Source organism: Chryseolinea serpens (assembly GCF_900129725.1).
Lineage (GTDB): Bacteria > Bacteroidota > Bacteroidia > Cytophagales > Cyclobacteriaceae > Chryseolinea > Chryseolinea serpens.
The window spans coordinates 318,760-339,470 of sequence record NZ_FQWQ01000004.1 but is presented as its reverse complement, the minus strand read 5'-3'; the positions used below and the strand labels follow the sequence as shown (position 1 = coordinate 339,470).

Below are 20,711 nucleotides of genomic sequence, written 5' to 3'. Positions count from 1 at the left end.
GTACCAATGTTAAAACAGGCGGACCGCATTCGAGGAGTTAGCATTCCGAGATCTTAAATTCAGGAGTTAGGAGTTAATTCAGAGTTGGGCATCACAGTAGTAAAAAATATTTCCCAACAGGCGAGTGACGACTCATTCATCGTTCTCGATTCCTGACTCCTCAAGTACTGGAAAGAAGATTCTGACTGCGAAGTCCAATAATAAAGACTTGACTACTGGATACTGACTGCCCAGGATTGCCAAACTTCTGACTCCTGGGCCCTGCCTCTTGAAGTCCGAGAACAAAAACCCTGGCTACTGAATACTGGCTACTGGAACACCGAGCATAAGCTTCTGGCTCCTGGCTCCTGGATTCTGGCTCCTGAAATCACCTCTAAGAAAAAGACGCACAGTCAATCGACCTGCGTCTTTTTTTTGCTGCCCCTCACTCGTACCTCAGCGATTTCACCGGATTCGTCCGGGCCGCTTTCAGTGTGTGGATGCTCACGGTCAATAGCGCGATCAGCACCACGGTGGCGCTGGGGATGGCGAAGATCCACCAGCTGAGGTCGATGCGTTGGGCAAAGTTCAAAAGCCAGGTATGCATCGTCCACCAGGCCAACGGGACGGCCAGGGTGATGGCGATGGCCATGAGCCATAGATAGTCGCGGCTCATCAGGGCCAGGATGCCGGAAATGGAGGCACCCAACACTTTGCGCACGCCGATCTCTTTGGTGCGCTGGATCGCGGTGAGCGACGAGAGCCCAAACAGGCCGAGGCAGGCGATGAAGATGGCCAGCGTGGAGAAGATGCCAAAGATGCGACCGAATTGTTGGTCGGATTTATATTGCTGATTATAATGATCGTCGAGAAAGAAACTGATGAACGGGTTGCCGGGGAACACGGCCTTCCACTGTTCTTCGAAGTTCGCCATCGAGGTTTTCACATGGGTAGTATTGAACTTGATGGAGTAGGATCCGCCGGGCGATTTGTCGTAGCGAAAGACCAAGGGATCGAATGCCTTTTTGAGCGATTCCTGGTGGTAGTCCTTCAACACCCCCACGATCTTAAAAGTGTCGCCCCAAAAAAAGATGTGATCATTCAACGCTTCCTCGGGCTTGCTAAAGCCCATGAGGCGCACGGCCGATTCGTTGAGGATCACCGACTCGTTCTCGTTCACGACGTCGCCCGAAAAAGGCCGGCCGCTCACGATCTCCAATCCATAGGCCTTGATGAAATCGTGGTCCATCATGATGACGCGATATTGGTTGGCTTCATCCTCGCGCTGGCTCAAGCGGCGAATACCCCCTGCGTTCCATCCCGGTCGTGATCCCGGCACCGACGTCGATGCGGTGACAAAGGAGACTTCGGGGTATTGCAGCAGGGACTGCTTGAAGACCTGAAACTTTTGCTGATAGGTTGAGTCCGTCACACTGGGTGAGTTCACCACCAGTGTCTGGTCGATGTTCACGCCAAGTTTCTGTTCTTGCATGTAGCGCAGCTGCCGGTAGACCGTGAACGTGCCGACAATGAGCGTGATGGAAGCCACAAACTGCGTGATCACCATCCCCTTGCGGAAATAGACGCCACGACTCGTATTCTTAAACCTTCCTTTTAATACTTCGACAGGCTTGTAGGACGACAACACAAAGGCCGGGTACAACCCCGAGAGCAACGCGCCCATCACGATGAGGCCGCCCATCCCAAACCAGAATTCACTTTGCCGGAATAGCGTATAGCCCAGCGGTCGCCCTGTCAGTTCACTGAACCAGGGCGTGAGCAACAACACAAAGGCCACAGCAATGCCCACGGCCGCCGCGTTGAGCACCAACGCTTCCAGCATGAACTGCTGGACCAGCTGCGAACGGAAACTCCCCATCACCTTGCGCACGCCCACCTCACGCGCCCGCTCGATGGCCTTGGCGGTGGACAGGTTGATGTAGTTGATCCACGCGATGAACAAAATGAGGATGGCCACCACCGAAAGGAAATAGACCGATTGCCGGTTGCCATTCGCCTTGAACTCGCCGATGAAATCCGAATCGAGGTGAATGGAGGATACGGGCTGCAAATGGAAGACCATGCCCTCGTTGCCGTCTTTCAGTTCTTTGCCCACCTTCTTCTCCACCAGGGCCGGCAACTTTGACTCGAATGTTTTGGGGTCAGCTTTCTCGTCCAGCATGATGTAGGTCGTGAAGCCGTCCCACATCCAGGTGCTCATGGGGTCGTTGTTGTTCATGGCCTGGTAGGTGGCGAAGGAAAACAAGCCGTCGATGGCCATGTGCGAGTTGGCGGGCAGGTCTTCGAAGATGCCGGTGATCTCGTAGTCGGTCTTGCCGTTGTTGCGGATCATTTTGCCCATCGGGTTTTCGTCGCCGAAATACTTCCTGGCCAAAGATTGGGACATGACCATTTTATAGGGTTCCTTCAGGGCCGTCTCGCGGTCGCCCTGCAGCATTTTGATGGAAAATATTTTAAAGAAGTCCTCCGTGGCGAACTTCACATTGTCTTCCTTGAAGAACACATCACCGTGAGAGAGCATGGCGTTGCCCCACCGCATGCGGGTATAGTACTTCACCTCGGGGAACTCAGCCTTCAAATCCGGCCCGATGCCTGCACAACCGGACGCCCACCGGGTGGAGATCTCCCCTTTGTTATAGCGGTCAAGTTGCACGCGGAAGATCTGATCCTTGTGATCCAGGAACGTGTCGTAGCTAAACTCATGGATAACGAACTGCACGATGAGCATACACGCCACCATGCCAATGGCCAGGCCAGAGACGTTGATGAACGTGAAAGCTTTGTTCTTGGAGACGTAGCGGAAGACGGAGGTGAGGTAGTTTTTTAGCATGGTTGGGGTAATTCAATACATGGAGTACCGAAGCTTGGTCAAAAAGTTACAAGGGTAATCTGGAAAAAAGAATGGACTGTCCGGTTGTGGGATGGTTCGGGCGGGGTTGTTTCGTCGCTGCCTAAATTTCGTATTAGTGGCAACGAGGCTGACTGGGTTGTCGGTGATGACAAGAACAATAGCGAAAGGCAATTTTCGGTTAACACTGTTGCTAGGCTGATGGGGTTGATCGTTAACCCGAAGGGGATAGCCATTGTTCACTTACTCCAACCTATACCTTTTATAATCAGTCCTCCTAGCTTCCTCTGAATTCGCTATGTTGTAGGAATTTGGGACAAAAAGCATTCCATCACAGATAACAAAAGGGGACGCCGACCCCGCCGGAATTTCGAACTCTTTATTATGATTTCTATCAATCAACAAGAAGTAATCCGTCCAGGGTCCTGTGGTCTCAACGCTAAGTTCATACTGAACTAATGTATCAAAATTCAATACACCACCACCCTCCAAAAGATAGCGACTGAATTGATCGTAGTGTCTAAAAGATTCTTGAACCCTGGCAGGAAGTTGGTCATAATTTTGTTTTAACTCCACCACTGGCGGAACCTCTCTTCTGACACATGAAGTCAGATCGAATATTAAAAATAACAACAAAAATCTATTCATATTTTATTTATACCGCAGCTTGCATCTGGCAATTTATCAACCCGGTCTTCAGTGTGCTTGTGAATCGTCCGCCCCTCGATGGTCGCTCGCAAGGAAAGATACGACCCCATAGCAATAAAGTCATGAACGTTACCGAAGGAAAAATATCACTCATTTTTTAAAAGTTACATAAGCACTTTCGCCAGCGGGCCATCCTCCGAAACAATGGTTGACCACCCTGGTCTGGACATTTTCAATTTTGCCAGCAAGTCTTTCCGAACATAAATATCAACATCACTCACATCTTGACCCTGCATTTTCCAAACCATCTCAATTTCACAAGTATCAGTGACAGGTGAGATTTTTACGCCAGGTTTTATATAACGAATGGGATTCAAAAATGGCATATCTTCCCTATTCTTCCAATCTGTGCTCACGGGATCGGCAATGGAATTATACAACCAGACATCGCCTACGATCTTGTCATCCTGCAACAGGTAAGCATAGCATACCCGGTGATCGTCTTCAACCACAACGGAATATCTTTCATTCCATTCGCAGACCGCCTTAATACAAAAGCTCTCCATTTAAATACTCTATTTGTTCTTCCCTGGTTATTCTACATCCCTTGACCTTCGGATATTCTTTACAAATACTCTAAGGGCAGATTTTCAAGATACAGGTCTATGATCTCAAATTTCCATTCAAGAGCCCATCCAAACACTCCGTTCTTCAGACTTAGATTCAGCCCTTTATCTTTAAAAGATTTTTCCAGATAACGCTCAACATCTCCGCTTTGCGTAATTTGATCCTTCTTATCCGCGTACCGTTCGTCGAGGATGCAAAAATAATATTTTGGTCTGCCACCCTCAAAGATGAGCCACTCCCCGTACGCGAAGTCATTCAACCTATGTATTTTCTTTCCACTTAAAAAAACAGGTATCTCGAGTAATCGAACAAGTACTTTGGGTTCGTCTTTATCGGCGATCTGATATCCTTTTCCGGATGATTCGTTCATTTCCTACAAATTAATATCCTCTCGTCAATATATATACTTGCTATCATCATGATTATCTCTGGGAATCTCTTCATACCGACTCAGTGGGTCAAATGCTCCTTCAACGTTTAAATTGGCATCCTTGACAAACATCATTACGGGCAACTCCTCGCCTACTGAGATTGAGTCAGGAGATATTTTCGCTATAACCGGGGCTCAACTTTTTAACGGTCTAAACTGGTATTGTTTAAAGTTAATACTTCACGCCCCTCTTGTTAGCGGATTAGGGGTCTCTATTTCCCTTCATTTGACCATGAAAAGGGAAAGCTCAAAATCAACGCGAAGGATAGGATCTTCATAAAGTTTCTTCTGCCGTTTCAATCCCCTATCCCGTTCAACAACCCTCCGGCTTCCGGATGGCCCAGCGCCTGCGCCTTCTTCCAATCCGAAGATGCTTTGCTCTTTTTGCCCATCGCTTGCCAGGCTTTCCCGCGTTCCAGTAATGCCCATGCGTTCTCTTTGTCTACCTTGATGGCTTCTGTGAACATGGCGATGGCATCGTCATATCGCTTGTTTCTGGAAGAGGCGGCGCCGGCCACTGTGAGGACATAGGATTGATCCGCCTTGTTCAGCCCTTGACGAAAATTGTTGGCTGCGTCGTACACTTCCTTCTCGATCCCGGCCCAATCGCCTTTCTTCATCATGACCCTGAATTTTATCACATAGCCCTCCGTGAAGTAACGGATGTTCCTAGTGATCCGGTCGGCGTAGTAATAGGCTTTGGCCGTGTCCTTTAGGATGAGCAATGAATCCAGGGCTCTGTCCAGTTTGGTCAAGACGAGTACGTGCCTGTTTTTCGAGTCTGCATAGTCCACACACGACTCCAGGTATTGCCCGGTGTGTTCATAGGCCACGGCCCGGTAGCCGATGGTCTCGTCGTCGGTGCTGTCGCGTTTGAGATACTGCGTGTAGTCTGCGATGGCCTTTTCGTATTTACCCGAGTTGTAGTGGGAAACCCCTCTCCATTTGTAGGCGATGAATGTTTCCGGGTTGAGGCGAAGCACGTCGGTGAAGTCGGCGATGGATTTGTCCCACTCCTTCATCTCCTGTTCATAGATGCCCCGTTTTTTGTGAGCATCCAGGATCTCGTTGTCGCGGGCCAGCGCTTGGTTGTAAAACTGCAGGGCATCGATGTGTTTTCCCATATGTTCGCTAGCCACCCCGCGCAGGAACAGGCACAGCGGTTCATAGTTCTTCAATTTCGTTTGCTCCAGCGTGGCCAGTGCTTCGGCGTCTGAGCCGAGCACCAACAGGCAAAAGGCCTTCTTTATTTTTTCGGCTTCTTTTTCCGGTAGTCCATATACACGCCGCACGGTGTAGGCCCCGGCATTTTGGATATCGATCTTTTTGTCGATCCACGTTTGGCGCCCTTGAAAATTATTGTCGCTCGCGAACGTCCCTTCGATCACTTTGTTGAAGTCGGGAAATGCGCGGTCGTAGTTGCCTTGCTGGGTGAACACCAGACCGCGCAGGTAGCGCACCGTGATGTTTGCAGGATCTACCCGAACAGCCGTGTTGAGATCGGCCAGATTTTGACGTTTGTCGGCGGAGATCATGCTCCGAAACATCAAGGCATGGCGGTTTAGGGAATCATATTGCAGCACTTTGTCCAAATGGGGCAGCGCCGTTTCCGATTTGTGGTCGGTCGCGACCTTGATCAATCCCAGGTGGATGCGGGCGTCGGAAAAAAGGCTGTCTTTCTCCAGGCAGGTGGCATAGTCCTTCAGGGCTTCCTTGCGTTGTGCCATATCCAGTTCCAGGTTGGCCTGCAGGTAATAGATCACGGCCCTCGAGGGTGCCAAACGCGCTGCCTTGTTAAAGTTCTTTTGTGCTTCGGCATCGTTGCGCTCCAACTGCTCCACCTTGCCCATCTCCACAAACCCTTCGAAGAAAGGCCCGTGTTGTTGCATCGCGCGCTTCAGGTCGCTTCGTGCTTTTTTTCTTTTGTCCAGTTGTTTATAGCAGATACCCCGGTAGTAATAGGCTTGCCAAAGCAGCGAATCTTTCCCGATCACGCTACTAAAATTGACTTCGGCCAGGGAAGGATTGTTTTCAAAAAGATTATTCAGCCCTTCGTTGAATTGGACTTGGGTGGGGCCGTCCATCTTCCATTCGACGGTGATGTTCTCGTATTCCCGGAGCCGGCTGGTGGAGGAAAAATAATCTAAAATGCTCTCGGTAACCAAATCGGATTGCGCGTGGGCGCTGATCATAACACCGGTTAGGAAACAGCAAAGGAGCAGTCTGAAAGCCATCGTCGAGACGGGATAGAGTTATGGAAATTGGCGCTTGCAATATACGATATCTCCAGGAAACCTTTTTTTACAACAAAGAATTGAATGAAATTTTTTTGGCTACTTACTCGGGGCCATGCTTTTTCTTCTGCGCTAATACAGACGCCAGCATGGCCACGGCGAGTATCACAACGATGACAATGAGCGACAAATTGATCGGGATCTTGTAAAGATCGGTGATGCTCATTTTAACCCCTACAAAAATGAGGATGGCCGAAAGGCCGTATTTCAAATACTGGAAATATTTTTCTATTCCCGAGAGGGCAAAGTATAGCGAGCGCAACCCGAGGATAGCGAACACGTTGGATGTGTACACAATAAAGGGATCGTCGGAGATGGCGATGATGGCGGGTATGGAGTCGACTGCAAAAATAAGGTCCGTTGCTTCGATCAGGATCACCACCAGGAACAATGGCGTGGCCCACAGTTTGGCGTCGCGACGCACAAAGAACTGATCCCCTTCAAAGGTCGGCGTGAACGGAAATAGTTTGCGGGCAAGCCTGACCAAAGGATTTTTCTCGGGCTCCAGTTTGGCATCCCCGGCGATCAGCATCCGGACGCCTGTGACCACCAGGAAGGCTCCAAAAATGTAAATGAGCCAATGAAACCTGTGGATGAGTTCCACTCCCGAAAGAATAAAGATCACCCGCATCACCAACGCCCCCAGTATGCCCCAGAATAATACTTTATGCTGATAGGTGGTGGGAACATTGAAGTATGAAAAGATCATGATGATCACAAAGATGTTGTCCACGCTGAGCGATTTTTCAATCAGGTATCCTGTGAAAAATTGGACCGCGGTCTCTTTGTCGAAATAGTAATACAGGAAGACGTTGAACAGCAGGGCCAGCGTCACCCACACCGCGGTCCAGGTGAGTGCTTCTTTGGTGGTGACATCGTGCGATTTGCGATGAAATACACCCAGGTCAAGGGCCAACATGGCCAGCACAAAGAGGTTGAAGGCGATCCAGAGGATAGTGGTGTCATTCATGGTTATAGGGTCCCGTGCAGCAAGGTGATCAACCAATATACCGCAATAATGGCAATTAACATATAGTCAACTGCCGTCTCTTCCTTCTGCTTTTTCGGTTGTGGGACTATGAACATGAACTTCGTTTATTAAATCGTTATTTATAAAAAGAAGCGACTTTATATGCTTCCCTGTTTTATCATAGATCTTAAAGTACCCTTCACGACTCCCTTGCACATAGACGCCTTCGCTCACCAGCGTGCCGCAAGGATGATAAGCGGCATAGCGGCCATGGGGCAGTCCGTTCTCATAATGCTCCTCCAGCATCAATTCGCCGGTGTCATAATATTCACGCCATGGCCCATGTTTCAGGTTGTGGACGTAGCAGCCTTCGGCGATGAGGACGGCGTGGCGGTTGAAGGCCTTCCATCGCCCCTCTTTAAGCTTGGGTTTCGTTTTCCCGAGCAAGTGGTTTATAATTTCAGTCATGGGTCATGCCTGTTTAGGTGTAGTCCTCACAATGGAACACCCCCACGTGCCGTCCCGGCAAACGACATACATTTGCCACGGTGCAGGTCCTGCAAAGCCCCTGGGAACCATCCGGAGCTGTGTGCCTGACGCCGGCTTCCCCACTGGCCGCATACGACTCACACTGAACGATAATTTTTTTCGTGCTCTGGCGATAAGAACAGCCTACCGTATGAACGCAATCCGGGCAAAGTGCGCGCAGCTCATTTTGTAGTAGTGTTTCGAGACATTCAGCCGTAAGCATAAGGTGCTCTTTTTGGAGGTATCATCCAAAAGCCATACCACGAATAGTCGACGAAACAAGCGAGCCTGGGGCCGTTCGCCCCGAGAGGAGTGGTCAATTTTGAACCAGTGGTACTTTTTGTACCACTAAACAGACAACTTGTATTTCTTTAGTTTGTCCCGCAGGGTCTTCCGGTCGATCCCCAGCACGATCGCCGTTTTTGAAATATTATTTTTGTGTGCCGCCAAAGCATCCTGGATGTACTCGCGTTCAACCTCCTCCAGGGGCCGGTCAAGCCCCTTTGTTCTGACGCCCGAAAAGCGAAAAGATTCGGGCAGGTCGGGAATGTCGATGCTGTTGTCCTCGGCCAGGATCACCACGCGGTGAATAAGATTCTGAAGCTCGCGGACATTTCCCGGCCACGCATAGGCTTGCATGGCCCGGAGCGCCTTGGGCGTAAATTTCATCGGTGGTTTGCCCAACTCATGCACATATTTCGAGAGGAAGAAATCCATGAGCTCCAGCAGATCGTCGCCTCTTTCGCGCAGCGGTGGCAGATCGATGGAAATAATATTGAGGCGATAGTAAAGGTCCTCGCGAAACAATCCCTTCTTCACCAGTTGCAACAGGTCGACGTTGGTCGCTGCAACCACCCGCACGTTCACTTTGAGGGTCTTCTTTGATCCCACCATATAGAACTCCTTTTCCTGGAGCACGCGCAATAGTTTTGCCTGCATGGCCAGGCTCGTGTTGCTGATCTCATCCAAAAAGATCGTGCCGCCGTCGGCGGTTTGAAAGAAGCCGGCCCGGGTTTCGGTTGCGCCGGTAAAGGCTCCTTTCACGTAGCCAAAGAGTTCGCTCTCCAGGAGCGCGTCCGGGATCCCGCCACAGTTCACCGGCACAAACGGGGCAGCCGAAGCCTGGCCGCCATAGTGCAGCGCACGAGCGACCAACTCCTTCCCCGTGCCGCTTTCGCCTTGAATCAGCACGGTGGCACGCGTGGGTTTAGCCTTGTTGATGGTGTTAAAAACTTTCTTCATCCCTTCGGAATGCCCAATGATCCCGAAATTTTGCAGCGCCGGTTTAGAGGATGCCCTGGCTTGCTTGTGCATCTTGTGCAAAACCCTCTCCACGGCTGTAAACAGCTCCGCATCGGTAAATGACTTCACCAGGTATTCTTCCGCGCCGATCTTGATGGATTCGACCGCTCCCTGAATGGAGGGGAAACCCGTGATCACGAGAATGCCGATGCCTTTATAATTTTCCGACGTGTGGCGCACCAATTCGATCCCGTTTTCACCCGGCATTTGCAGGTCCGTGATCAACAGGTCAAACGCGACGCTATCTAAAAGTTTGATGGCCGATTGAACATTGTGGGCCGTATAGATCTCATAGCCTTTCGACTGCAGGTTGCGTTTGATGAGCTCCACACTTTCCGGTGAATCATCCACAACCAATACGTTAATAGGAACATTCTCTTTTTTCTTCATGTCATTTACCATTCTGTTTCAGCGGAAGCAGGACCTCAAATTTTGAGCCTTTGCCGGCCGTGCTGCTCACGACTATTTTTCCCTTGTGATCCTCCACGATCCCCAGCACTACGGAAAGCCCCAACCCGGTGCCTTGCCCCACCGGCTTGGTGGAGTAGAAAGGTTCAAAGATCTTCTTTCTCACTTCCGGTAACATACCGGTGCCGGTGTCGTTTACGGTCAGGCTTACGTGGTTCTTTTTCCGTTTCGTCGTCACCGTTATTTGCCCGCCGCGCGTCATGGCGTGAATCGCGTTCGTGATGAGGTTAACCAGGACCTGGCTCATCTGCACCTCGTCGGCCTGGATTTGGGGAAGGTGGGGATCAAGTTTCTCCACCATTTTTATACCCCTGCTTTGAAACCGGATGTCGATAAAGTATAGGATATTGGACACGATCGTATTCAGGTTCACGGCATTGATCTGGCGGGGCATCTGCCGCGAGAAGATCATAAGCTTCTTGATGATCTCACGGGTGTAGAGCGAAGCCTTGATGATCCGTTCGATGTCGCTTTCGTTTTGCTCGTCCAATGCCCCGGTCTTTTTTATCAATTGTGCAAACCCCAGGATCCTACCCAGGGGTTCGTTCAGTTCATGTGCAATGCCGGCCGACAGTTCCCCGACAAAAGCGAGTCGTTCGGAATGCTGCAACTGCATCTCCAGTTTCTGTTTGTCTTCCTCGATCGCGGCCCGTTTAATGAACAGCGACAATTCCCGCGCAACGATCCTGACCAGATTCTTCTCCTCCGTGAGGAAGGCATACTTTGCTTTCTTGCCTTTTAAAGGAACCCTGTAGCCTATCTGTATCGTCCCGTATTTCTTTTTTCCAATTCCCAGCGTCGTCGTCATCGGGTGATGACACTTTGAAAATCCCTTGGTGGCGTAGTGCGTTTTGTTCGCGACGATGCAAACTTCAGCCACCTCGGGATACTGCATGGCCTGCGGCAGAATGGCTAATGTCTTGGTGAGGATAGCGTTCAGGTCGTTATCGGCCTCCCATGCTATTTTTGATAAGTCGTAAAGACATTTCAGCTCTTTGACTCTTTCCTTCAGTTTTATATCGGCAGTATTCATCTTTCCGTTGGGCTTCGATGCATTAAAGGTATAAACACTGAAGGATTAAATGCACCAAATAGTTTCATTTTCATGGTGAACCGAAGGTGGGGAGATTCTCCCCAGTGAGTAGTTCCTGGCCGGTACGGTATGCCGGCACCTCTACAGGGATGCGCCAGAGGCGTGTTTGTCTGGCATGGATACTGCAACAGTGTCTTTAAATTGAATGGTCATGGAAAAGAAAATTATTATTACCGATACAGATTATCAGCGACTCATTGGATTGATTGGCTTCACCACCGAGACCCAGAAGATGCCCGAAAGGGTAGCACAATTGTTCCGTGCACTGAGGAATGCTGAGCGGGTATTGCCGGAACAGGTGCCGGAAAACGTCGTCACCATGAATTCCAGGGTGTTGCTGAAAGATCTGTCCAACCGGCGCGAAGCCGAGCTAACCATCACCTATCCGCAGGAAGCTGACCATCGCGAGCGGAAAGTCTCCGTATTTTCCAGCATAGGCACCGCGTTGTTAGGAATGCAGGCCGGCGATATTGTATCCTGGAAGGTGCCGGTCGGAAAGGGAAATTTCCAAATTCTAAAAGTTACCTATCAGCCGGAATCGGTAGGTGACTATTACTTATGACGACCCTGGCGAAATTTCTTTTGCTGCTGACGTTGCTTATTATGGGTGCTTATGTCAACCACAACGCCGCGAGTCGAACGGAGCAACACCAGCAACGGCAACAGCGCCTGGCAAAATTGAAAGCCAGCGCCACGGCGGAGGACTATGCTTTTATGAAAAAAGTTTTGAATGCGAGCACTGAGTTCACGGGAGCGGCAAACAGCACGCCTCCAACAAGCCTGGTGGTGAAAGATGGGGAGATTATTGGCGAAGGCTCCGACAGGTCGGCACAACTCAACGACCCCTCCGCACACGCGGAGCTGGAAGCCGTGAAGGCGGCGTGTAAATACATGGGCGCCACAACCCTGAAAGGGAGTGTGCTCTACACGAGCAGCAAGCCATGCCCCATGTGCCTGGCGCTGCTTTACAGGGTTGAGGTGGAGAGAATTGTATACTACATGCCGGCTGACACGACGCCAACGGAGACTGCAAACACATCAAACCGGAGGATTTATGAAGCCTTGAAACAAGATCCAGCTTATCGGCCCATACCGGAGTTGGTTTTACACCCATCAGACCTTGAAAAGTTGGCTGGCGGCGATGGAAGGAGAACGCGATAGGAGGTTGTGCCCCACAGGGGATTATCTCAGGAAAATAATCTTTGAACAAAAATTGAAACAGCAATGAGGAGGAAGGACTTGAAGAAAGGTATGTTGGAGTATTGCAAAATTATTTTGGAGAAAATGAGTTTCAGCAGAAGACTTTTCAGGAAGGAATATAAAAAGACATTTGCCTACCTGGCGCCCGCCGAGCACGAGGAATTGAAGAGATGGCTGCGGGCGTCGGGAAGGCAAGAAGGGCGTCCGGATGCTTAGCGGTGAGGGAACAAACGTCAAATTACCTTTACTTATGGATAGCAGCCACCGTAGAGACGTCAAAAGCCCGATGAACAGATCGTATTTGCTTTTGCCTGGATTTCTACCTATGACTTTTATTATTCACTTCGCGACAATAGATATAGTCGATACTCTTCTTGAATTTGTCCCGCGGTTACAAATTTATCATCACGGCAACCGTATTTTTGACGGGAAAACTCCAAAGCTTCCTCGTAGGTTGCAAAGGAATCACTTTCTCCAAATTCCAAGTCAGGATCAGGTACGCTAAAGTCATAAATATCCAGTAAATCTTCGCTCCCCTCATCGAATACCTCATGATACGTAACCCTATAGGTTCCATCTTTTTCTGACGCAATCGATAACCATTTGATAATTGTTTCCTCTTGTTCCTTTGTCGTTCCAAGCCATTGTTCAATTGTTTTCCCTAACCTTAAGTAGGTTATGAGCTGAGAATTTTCGAGATAAATACCCATTGTGCAGGAGTTATTCGTTAGTATAGCGAAATCAAAATAAGATATATTGGAATAAACAAACATCCCATCCAAATACAAAGCTGCCAGAAATCCCGGTAGCGCTCGCGCTTTGCTATTCTTAAAACAACGCCAACCAAAAAGTTAAGCAACAATAGCGCTGGGTAATAAAATAGGAAAATAAGGTGGGCTTTGTCGTTATCAATGACAATTACTCTTTGGATAATAACGGCTATCAGTACCAGATTGAAAAGATAAATCACCGCTCGAACCATCTCGAAGAGTTTATTTTGTCTCGCCAAATACATCATCAACCTTAGCCGCCAATGCAACGCTGTCTCCTCATTGGGAACGGTTTAAGAGGACACCCGGCCAGGGATTGTAGTGGAAAGCCCGAAGTGCGCTGGCTCAAGCGTGGACGGACTTGGAACGGAAAGCCCGGCCCCGAGGCTTCCGAGGGGGGCCGCCACAAGCCTCACTCCCACCGGAACAATTTCACAGCAATAATATACACCAGCACCACCCACACCGCCATGCCAATCATATCCATAGGAAGTTCCGTAAGCCCCGCACCCTCATTCGCTATTTTTCGAAGTGCATGACTGACATAGGTCAGCGGCGAATAGTCGGTAATAGTTTTAAGCCATGTAGGGAATCCATCGCGCGAAAAGAAGATCCCCGACAACAACAGCAACGGCAGTTGAATTAGGTTGGCCACGGGAGCCACCTGGGTTTCGTCGCGCGCCCAGCCGGCAATGGCAAAGCCGATGCCCAGAAAGATCAAGATGCCGATGATGCAGACCAGGAAGAAATTGACATAGCTGCCCATCATGTGAAACCCGAAGAAGTAGGTTCCAAAAACCAGCAAGATCACTGCGGTTGATAAAGTAACCAGCAGTCTGACCGTTGCCTGTGCAAGCACAAAGTAGACCGGGTGCACCGGCGTGGCCTGGATCCTGCGCAGCGCGCCACTGGCCTTCATGGCCACAAAACTAAACGCCACGCCAAAGATGCCGAGTTGCATAATGCTCATGGATAGGATGCCCGGCAAAATGAAATCAAAGTAGCCGAGGTTGTTCACGGCCACGCCCTCGCTCTTCACGTCGAGCACGGTGGGTGCGTTGGTCAGCTTCTTGTCGAGGCCGGTCACGATCTGTATGATGACCATGTTGGCCATGTGGCCGCTTTGGGGTCTGCCTTTGTTGAACCGGGTTTGGATGGTGCTGGCTGCGGGTTTACCGTCTTCGGTCTTGCCAAAGTTTTCGGGAACGATCACCTGCAGGTCGATGTCGCCTTTGCCGAGTTCCTTGGCAGCGTCGGTCTCAGTAGCCTCCCGGATGTTGAAGGCTTCAACACCTTTGAGGGCGGCGACAAACTGTTGCGCCATTTCGGTGCTGGCCTTGTTGGTGAGGCCGACCTGGATGCGTGGACCACGGCCGGATGACAGAAAGCCGAACATCGACAACAACGCTACAGGGATGAGCAACGTGAAAATGATCGCGCCTTTGTTGCGATAATACATTTTCAGAGAGGCCTTTGTCAGGGCCAGGAATGAGCGGGTGTTCTGGTTCATGTTAGTCGCGGAGGGTTTTGCCGGTGAGGTCGATGAATACGTCTTCCAGTGTGGCGGGGGGAACTTCGGTGTGGGGCACGAAGCCTTTGGCCAGCAATTGCTTGATGAGTTGATCGGGCGTGTCGAGGGCAACGATCTTTCCATCGTCCATGATGGCCACCCGGTTGCAGAGGAAGGAGGCTTCTTCCATGTAGTGGGTGGTGAGGATGACGGTGGTGCCCCGGTTTTTGATTTGGGCGATCAGCTCCCACAGGTTTCTCCGCGCCTGTGGATCGAGGCCGGTGGTGGGCTCGTCGAGAAAGATCATCACGGGTTTGTTCACCAGGGTGGTGGCGATGGAAAACCGCTGTTTTTGGCCACCGGAAAGATTCTTGACCAGGAAGCCGGCCTTGTCTTGCAGGCCCACGTCGGCCAGCAATTGGGCGGCATCGATCTGAGCGCCGTAGAGGTCGGCAAACATTTTCAGTAACTCCGTCAGTTTCAGGTTCTGAAAGAACGCCGACGACTGAAGTTGGATGCCGATGCGTTGCTTGATCAGGTAAGGTTGTTCCTCGGTCTTAATGCCGTCCAGCAAAACCGTGCCCGAGGTGATGGGGCGCAGGCCCTCGATCATCTCCAGGGTGGTGGTTTTGCCGGCGCCGTTGGGGCCAAGAATTCCAAATACTTCGCCTTTGTTCACCGAAAAGGAAATGCCTTTCACGGCGTTCACGCCGTTGGGGTAGGTTTTGGTGAGGTTGTTTACTTCGAGGATGGCTGGCATAGGTGTGATTTTGATTTGCAGGGAGCTACGGGAGGTGAATTAACCAACTTTTCCCGCACCATGCAAGCCAAAAAAATCCCCGCCCTTCCCGGTGAGATCAGGAAGCGGCGGGGCTAACTAACTATGAAATTTAAACCAAACTAAAAGCTAACCGTGTTTCACTAACCTTTTCATTGCGCGTCCCACCACATCCGTGTCATGAAGTCGTCTTTTCCCTGGCGACTCAAGGCATCGTTGTAGTTTTGTGCGTTAAGATTCTGTTCTGTATTCGGATAGATCATGCGGCGAAAGATTTGCCCACCGGTGGCGTTGCCTGCGTAGTTGTTCGGGATCAGGGCCGGGTAGCCCGTGCGGCGATAGGTGCTGAACACTTCCACGGCGTTGGGGAACACACCCACCCAGAATTGTGTGTAGATCTGTTCCATCTGCTCGTCTTCGGTTCCCCCCGTGTTGAGGGCATGATCGCTGACGTACTTTTCAATCTTGGCATCGGGAATGACACCACCCGCACCAAACAAGGCCCACTGGCGCATGGCCGCGCGGATGCCGTTGCTGTAGAGATCGCTGGCCGTTTCGGTAGCGTACCATCCTTTCAGCGCGGCTTCGGCTAAAAGAAAACTGGTCTCCACATTGGTCAAAATGGCCAAAGGGGCATCCAGTTTCAGGATGGTCTTGGGGTTGGGTTCAGAGTACGTCACAAAATCGGCGGGCTTGGCACTGAAGGTGGCCGGCATGCCTTTCTGTATCGCCACCGTGGTGTCGGCAGTTTTGTTCACATACACGATCGACAACACGGGCAGGCGCGGGTCGTTGTTGGTCTTCAGGAAGTTGATGAACGACTCCTGGTATTTTCCTCCTTCGGTGTTGCTCACCCCATCGGCGCGGATGTAGTCGGAGTTCAGCAGGTTGTAGGACAGCGGGTTTTGGTTGATCACCTGGCCGGTGTTGAGGTAGTTGATGTCGGCAACATCGGCGTCGTCGCGGATCACACCGGCGGCAATTGCTTTCTTGGCCCACTGCTCTGCATTGGTGGCGCTCACCTTGGTCATGCGCATCGCCAGGCGGAGCATGAGTGAATAGGTGAACTTCTTCCACTTCGTGACATCTCCGGTATACAAGAGGTCGGCGTTGCCGAAATTGGGTTTGGAAGCGTCGAAGCTGGACCCAGCTTCGTCCAGCTCCTTCAGCATATCGGCATAGATGGACTCCTGTGCGTCGTATTTGGGTTTGTAGATGGAGCTCACATAGCCGAGGCCGGCTTCCGAATACGGAATGTCTCCATACATGTCGGTGAGGCGGCTAAAACAATAGACACGCCACACGCGCGCAGCCGACAGCAAATTGACCTTGGCGGGATCGTCTTGCACGGCGCGGATCACTTCGCCGATCTCATTGATCTCCTTCGGATAGGCGGTGGTGAACAAACCATAAGCTTGCGTATTCTGACTGGTCACATACTTGGACCCAAAACCTGCCACGTCGTTGTAGCTGGTGGTGTATTGCATGGTGCCCATGAGCAGGACGAGCAGGTCGGAGGCACCGTCGTATTGCGCTTTGGTGAACATGTAGCCGGGCGTCACCGTGGGCGACGCGTCGGGGTTGGTGTTCATTTCTTCAAATCCCTTGTCGCACGAGGAGCAAACCAGGCAGGCGGCCAGCAGCAGACTGCCAAAAGAAAGGGGGTGATTATATTTTTTCATGTCGTTTTCGCTTTAATGTATGCTTAGAATTTTAGCATCAGGTTCATACCATAGCTGCGGGTGCGCGGCAAACCGAACGATTCGAAGCCTTGGGCAGAGCTGTTGGTGTAGCCTTGCTCGGGATCGAAGTTGTCGGTGCTCTTATAGAGCGTCAGCAGGTTGCGCGCCACAAACGAGATGCTGGCCGACTGCAGCTTCAACACTTTCAGGTTCTTCACCGGGATGTTGTAGCTGAAAATGATCTGGCGGAGTTTCACAAAGCTGCCATCGTGGATAAACTTGTCGGAGTAGATCTTGTAGTTGTCGTAATACACGCGCAGACCCGTCACCGGCACCGTGCGCGAATACGGGTTACCTTCCTGGTCTACACCCGACACGTCGAGCCCGTTTTCACGACCCGGCAGGGTGCTCTTCATCTTGCCCAAGCGAGTGGCATATACTTCCATGAGGGAGAAGATCTTGTTGCCGTATTTGCCATCGATCAGGATGTTCAACGAGAAGTTTTTGTAGCGGAACTCGTTGGTAAGACCCATCGTGAGCGGCGGCACGCCCTGTCCGAGACTTTGCAACCCTGTGGCTACCGGAAGACCAGAAGTCTTGTTGAAGACGATGTTGCCGTTGGCATCCGTTTGTGTGCGGGTGCCGACGATGGTTCCAAAGGGCTGTCCAACAATGTTGTTGATGTAGGCCCAACCGTTCACCGACGAGGCCATCTGGATCTGATCCAGGCCATCCGCCAAACGCACCACCTTGTTCTTGTTGTAGGCCACGTTGTAGCTCACGTTCCAGGTGAAGTCACCGTTCTTGATGGGCGAGCCGGTCAATAATACTTCGATGCCCTTGTTGCTCAGCTCACCGACATTCAGGATCACACTGTTGTATCCCGACGTGGGTGTGATGGCCGTCTTCACGATGTCGTCCGTGGTCTTGCGATCGTAATAGGTCACATCCAATCCCAGGCGGTTGCGGAAGAACTGCAATTCGAAGCCGGCCTCATACGTTGTCGAGGTGAGCGGTTTCAGGCTGGGGTTGGTGATGATGTTGGCTTGCGTGGTCGGGTCCACCGTCACGTTTTGCAGGGGTTGACCCGAGCTGGGCACCATGCTATAGGTGAGGTTGATCGCATACGGGTCAGGCGTTGCACCACCCACTTGCGCCCACGATGCACGCACCTTGGCAAAGTCGATGGTGTTGGGCATATTGATGGCTTCCGACAACACAAAGCTTCCACCGATCGAAGGATAGAAAATGGTGTTGTTTTTTGGGCTCAGTGTCGAGAACCAATCCTGGCGGCCCGTCACCGTGATGAACGCCATGTCTTTGTAACCAAAGTCGGCAGAACCAAAGATGGAGTTGATGCCCGTGCGCTGGGTCAACGGCGTGGTGGATTGTGTTGCCAGGTTGGTGGTGCTGTAGAAGTAGGGAATGGTGAAGTTACTTCCTGCCGTGTTCAACTGTTTGTAGTCATAGCGACGCTGGTTTCCTGCCACGAGAGCCGTGATGCTGAAATCCTTGATCTGTGCGTTGTAGTTCAGGGATAGCATACCATTGGTCTCGGCCACGTCGGTTTTGTAGGCATTCAATTGACCTTGGGGTGTGTACAGCGTTCCGCTGGGAACGATGTAGTCATAATTGTAATTGTAAAAATCCCGGCTCACTACACCTTTCAGCGAAAGGTTCTTCAGGATTTTGTAGGCCACGCTGGCCTGTCCGATGAAACGATTCTTTATATCATCTTCCTGGAACTTGTTGACCACGAAATAGGCGTTCGAGGCAATGGGTGCGTCGTTCCACGCAATCTCGTTTCCGCTTGCATCATAGCCGGGTTTGATCCAGCGGATGTCGGCAGTGTTGGCCATCATGTAGGGTGTCCAGTTGGGATTGCCCAGCGCATCGCCGGCGTTGGGACGGTTGTGTGCCTTCTCCAGGTTGTATTGAAGGGTGGCATCCACCGTTATGCGCTCGCCCAGTTTCGAATTGACGCTGAGGTTGGCAGTCTTTCGGTTATAGGTAGAATTTGGCAAGATGCTACGGCTGTTCAAATCCGACATGGAAAGACGATAGTTCAACACATCACTCCCGCCGGTGAAGGCCAGCGTGTTCGTGAGGGATGTCCCGGTCTGATAAAAATTCTTGACGTTGTCGCGTTGCGCGACGTAGGGATGGGTCTTGCCATCTACGGCAACGAAATCGGTTCCATCGATCTTGGCACCGAATGAACGGCGGCCGGTCGTTACGGCACCTGCAAGGTCTGTGGGTTTCACGCCGTTGTCGCCTTGGCCGTATTCGTATTGCCAGTCGGGATAAACCGATACTCGCTCTGTCGTGAATGTGCCATTGTATTCCACGCCAATGCCGCGTTGAGCCCTGCCCTTCTTGGTGGTGATCACGATCACACCGTTGGCGGCGCGTGATCCGTAAAGGGCGGCTGCCGTTCCTCCTTTCAATACGCTGATGGATTCGATGTCGTCGGGGTTGATGCCGCCGATACCATCGCCACGATCCACGTTGCCCGCTCCACCATTGGTGGTGGCGCTGCCACCAGGTGTGGTGTTATCGATGGGCATACCGTTCACTACATAGAGCGGTTGGTTGGCACCTGTGAGTGAACCGTTACCGCGAATGACGATGCGGCTTGATCCGCCGGGGCCGGTAGAAAGACCCGTAGCGTTTACGCCGGCGATCTTTCCGCTGAGCGCGTTCGCTACGTTGTTCTCACGCGCCTGTGTAAATTCTTCACCTTTCACCTCCGTTACCGAATAGGCCAGCGCGCTCCGCTCCTTCTCAATACCGAGGGCGGTCACGACTACTTCGCTAAGTGATCTCAGTTCGACGGGCAGCACTACGTCCACCACGGTTTGGCCTGCACTGAAAGATACCTCTGTGGTCTGGTAGCCAATAAATGAAAAGATGAGTACGGCGCCCTCGTCGGGTGCATTCAGCGCAAAGTGGCCGTTCGCGTCCGTGGTGGTGCCGGTGGTCGTGCCTTTAATGATCACGTTCACACCGGGCAGCGCCATGCCATCGTCCTGCGAAGTTACTGTGCCTGAGATGCCCGTAGCGACTGCTTGCTCCTGTGCTGCGGTTTCTGTGGCCGTTAAGGTTTCGGAAGAAGTTCCATTCGTCACCGCATTGCCGGTGGTACGGTCGGCAGTAGTGGTAGAGAAAATGGTGAATTGTTTTTTGTTGATCTGTTTATAACCCAACATGCAGGAGGCCAGCATTTTTTCGAGGATGACTTCCGGGGCCTGCTCCTGGTGAAGCCAGGTGGCGGAAACCGTTTTGCCATCCAGCAGACCTTCCCGGTAGGCAAAGCGCAGATGGAAGCGCTTCTTCAAGTCATGCAAGGCGTCTTTGAGCGACACCGTTGACTCGGTGGTGGGATTTGATCCGGCGGAAGCCTGCGCGGAGCGGATGGCGTTGCCGGCGGAAGCATAGTACTGGCCCAGGCCGCGTAGCACGGGGGCGCTCAGGAGGACGAGCACCATCAGCCACCGCTTCAGGAATGAAGTGTAGTCGAATCTGTTCATAAGGTTTAGTTAGGTTTGGATGAAAAAGCTGCG

The 20,711-nt window shown here is 51.4% G+C and carries 16 protein-coding genes; 3 read left to right on the top strand and 13 right to left on the bottom strand.

Going from position 1 to position 20,711, the window contains the following annotated elements; genetic code table 11:
• Positions 1 to 424 precede the first annotated feature (424 nt).
• From BUB30_RS25890 to BUB30_RS25850, 8 genes are all read right to left on the bottom strand, one after another.
• On the bottom strand, positions 425 to 2,830 hold the full coding sequence (locus BUB30_RS25890; protein WP_073140312.1) for an ABC transporter permease: 2,406 nt from the start codon (positions 2,828 to 2,830) through the stop codon (positions 425 to 427).
• Positions 2,831 to 3,660: 830 nt separating this feature from the next.
• The gene (locus BUB30_RS25880) at positions 3,661 to 4,062 is read right to left on the bottom strand and encodes a hypothetical protein (RefSeq protein ID WP_073140306.1); all 402 of its coding nucleotides are present in this window, start codon (positions 4,060 to 4,062) and stop codon (positions 3,661 to 3,663) included.
• 59 nt (positions 4,063 to 4,121) lie between these two features.
• Positions 4,122 to 4,493, bottom strand: a complete 372-nt coding sequence (locus BUB30_RS25875; protein WP_073140302.1) for a hypothetical protein — start codon at positions 4,491 to 4,493, stop codon at positions 4,122 to 4,124.
• Between the two features lie 356 nt (positions 4,494 to 4,849).
• Positions 4,850 to 6,745, bottom strand: coding sequence for a tetratricopeptide repeat protein (locus BUB30_RS25870; protein ID WP_073140299.1), 1,896 nt, complete (start codon positions 6,743 to 6,745; stop codon positions 4,850 to 4,852).
• A gap of 145 nt (positions 6,746 to 6,890) precedes the next feature.
• The gene (locus BUB30_RS25865; protein ID WP_073140296.1) at positions 6,891 to 7,817 is read right to left on the bottom strand and encodes a TerC family protein; all 927 of its coding nucleotides are present in this window, start codon (positions 7,815 to 7,817) and stop codon (positions 6,891 to 6,893) included.
• 66 nt (positions 7,818 to 7,883) lie between these two features.
• A complete protein-coding gene (locus BUB30_RS25860; protein WP_073140294.1) occupies positions 7,884 to 8,285 on the bottom strand; it encodes a toxin-antitoxin system YwqK family antitoxin in 402 nt (133 codons plus the stop codon).
• Positions 8,286 to 8,693: 408 nt separating this feature from the next.
• On the bottom strand, positions 8,694 to 10,037 hold the full coding sequence (locus tag BUB30_RS25855; protein WP_073141182.1) for a sigma-54-dependent transcriptional regulator: 1,344 nt from the start codon (positions 10,035 to 10,037) through the stop codon (positions 8,694 to 8,696).
• Position 10,038: 1 nt separating this feature from the next.
• Complete coding sequence (locus BUB30_RS25850; protein WP_073140291.1) at positions 10,039 to 11,148, bottom strand: sensor histidine kinase; 1,110 nt, start codon at positions 11,146 to 11,148, stop codon at positions 10,039 to 10,041.
• Between the two features lie 211 nt (positions 11,149 to 11,359).
• Here BUB30_RS25850 and rnk point away from each other — a divergent pair, with 211 nt between their 5' ends.
• The 3 genes from rnk (at position 11,360) to BUB30_RS25835 (ending at position 12,624) form a co-directional block, all read left to right on the top strand.
• Positions 11,360 to 11,770, top strand: a complete 411-nt coding sequence (rnk, locus tag BUB30_RS25845) for a nucleoside diphosphate kinase regulator (RefSeq protein WP_073141180.1) — start codon at positions 11,360 to 11,362, stop codon at positions 11,768 to 11,770.
• Positions 11,767 to 12,369 (top strand): nucleoside deaminase, encoded by a 603-nt coding sequence (locus BUB30_RS25840; RefSeq protein WP_073140288.1) that lies wholly within the window; start codon positions 11,767 to 11,769, stop codon positions 12,367 to 12,369. The genes rnk and BUB30_RS25840 overlap by 4 nt, the downstream gene beginning before the upstream one ends.
• A 63-nt stretch (positions 12,370 to 12,432) precedes the next feature.
• Complete coding sequence (locus BUB30_RS25835; RefSeq protein ID WP_073140285.1) at positions 12,433 to 12,624, top strand: hypothetical protein; 192 nt, start codon at positions 12,433 to 12,435, stop codon at positions 12,622 to 12,624.
• 119 nt (positions 12,625 to 12,743) lie between these two features.
• Here BUB30_RS25835 and BUB30_RS25830 read toward each other — a convergent pair whose 3' ends face one another.
• The 5 genes from BUB30_RS25830 to BUB30_RS25805 all read right to left on the bottom strand — a co-directional run bounded on the left by BUB30_RS25830 (position 12,744) and on the right by BUB30_RS25805 (position 20,678).
• Positions 12,744 to 13,118, bottom strand: coding sequence for a hypothetical protein (locus tag BUB30_RS25830; protein ID WP_073140282.1), 375 nt, complete (start codon positions 13,116 to 13,118; stop codon positions 12,744 to 12,746).
• Between the two features lie 472 nt (positions 13,119 to 13,590).
• On the bottom strand, positions 13,591 to 14,688 hold the full coding sequence (locus BUB30_RS25820) for an ABC transporter permease (RefSeq protein WP_073140276.1): 1,098 nt from the start codon (positions 14,686 to 14,688) through the stop codon (positions 13,591 to 13,593).
• Between the two features lies 1 nt (position 14,689).
• Positions 14,690 to 15,448, bottom strand: coding sequence for an ABC transporter ATP-binding protein (locus BUB30_RS25815; RefSeq protein WP_073140274.1), 759 nt, complete (start codon positions 15,446 to 15,448; stop codon positions 14,690 to 14,692).
• 170 nt (positions 15,449 to 15,618) lie between these two features.
• On the bottom strand, positions 15,619 to 17,148 hold the full coding sequence (locus BUB30_RS25810; RefSeq protein WP_073140271.1) for a SusD/RagB family nutrient-binding outer membrane lipoprotein: 1,530 nt from the start codon (positions 17,146 to 17,148) through the stop codon (positions 15,619 to 15,621).
• A gap of 23 nt (positions 17,149 to 17,171) precedes the next feature.
• Complete coding sequence (locus BUB30_RS25805) at positions 17,172 to 20,678, bottom strand: SusC/RagA family TonB-linked outer membrane protein (RefSeq protein WP_221408803.1); 3,507 nt, start codon at positions 20,676 to 20,678, stop codon at positions 17,172 to 17,174.
• Between the last annotated feature and the right edge of the window lie 33 nt (positions 20,679 to 20,711).

What these genes read in the sequence shown, in the direction of transcription:
- rnk (WP_073141180.1), top strand. Translation starts at nt 11,360, where the DNA reads ATGGAAAAGAAAATTATTATTACCGATACAGATTATCAGCGACTCATT.
- BUB30_RS25850 (WP_073140291.1), bottom strand. Translation starts at nt 11,148, where the DNA reads ATGAATACTGCCGATATAAAACTGAAGGAAAGAGTCAAAGAGCTGAAA.
- BUB30_RS25875 (WP_073140302.1), bottom strand. Translation starts at nt 4,493, where the DNA reads ATGAACGAATCATCCGGAAAAGGATATCAGATCGCCGATAAAGACGAA.
- BUB30_RS25805 (WP_221408803.1), bottom strand. Translation starts at nt 20,678, where the DNA reads ATGAACAGATTCGACTACACTTCATTCCTGAAGCGGTGGCTGATGGTG.
- BUB30_RS25840 (WP_073140288.1), top strand. Translation starts at nt 11,767, where the DNA reads ATGACGACCCTGGCGAAATTTCTTTTGCTGCTGACGTTGCTTATTATG.
- BUB30_RS25890 (WP_073140312.1), bottom strand. Translation starts at nt 2,830, where the DNA reads ATGCTAAAAAACTACCTCACCTCCGTCTTCCGCTACGTCTCCAAGAAC.
- BUB30_RS25880 (WP_073140306.1), bottom strand. Translation starts at nt 4,062, where the DNA reads ATGGAGAGCTTTTGTATTAAGGCGGTCTGCGAATGGAATGAAAGATAT.
- BUB30_RS25865 (WP_073140296.1), bottom strand. Translation starts at nt 7,817, where the DNA reads ATGAATGACACCACTATCCTCTGGATCGCCTTCAACCTCTTTGTGCTG.
- BUB30_RS25830 (WP_073140282.1), bottom strand. Translation starts at nt 13,118, where the DNA reads ATGGGTATTTATCTCGAAAATTCTCAGCTCATAACCTACTTAAGGTTA.
- BUB30_RS25870 (WP_073140299.1), bottom strand. Translation starts at nt 6,745, where the DNA reads ATGATCAGCGCCCACGCGCAATCCGATTTGGTTACCGAGAGCATTTTA.
- BUB30_RS25810 (WP_073140271.1), bottom strand. Translation starts at nt 17,148, where the DNA reads ATGAAAAAATATAATCACCCCCTTTCTTTTGGCAGTCTGCTGCTGGCC.
- BUB30_RS25820 (WP_073140276.1), bottom strand. Translation starts at nt 14,688, where the DNA reads ATGAACCAGAACACCCGCTCATTCCTGGCCCTGACAAAGGCCTCTCTG.
- BUB30_RS25860 (WP_073140294.1), bottom strand. Translation starts at nt 8,285, where the DNA reads ATGACTGAAATTATAAACCACTTGCTCGGGAAAACGAAACCCAAGCTT.
- BUB30_RS25835 (WP_073140285.1), top strand. Translation starts at nt 12,433, where the DNA reads ATGAGGAGGAAGGACTTGAAGAAAGGTATGTTGGAGTATTGCAAAATT.
- BUB30_RS25815 (WP_073140274.1), bottom strand. Translation starts at nt 15,448, where the DNA reads ATGCCAGCCATCCTCGAAGTAAACAACCTCACCAAAACCTACCCCAAC.
- BUB30_RS25855 (WP_073141182.1), bottom strand. Translation starts at nt 10,037, where the DNA reads ATGAAGAAAAAAGAGAATGTTCCTATTAACGTATTGGTTGTGGATGAT.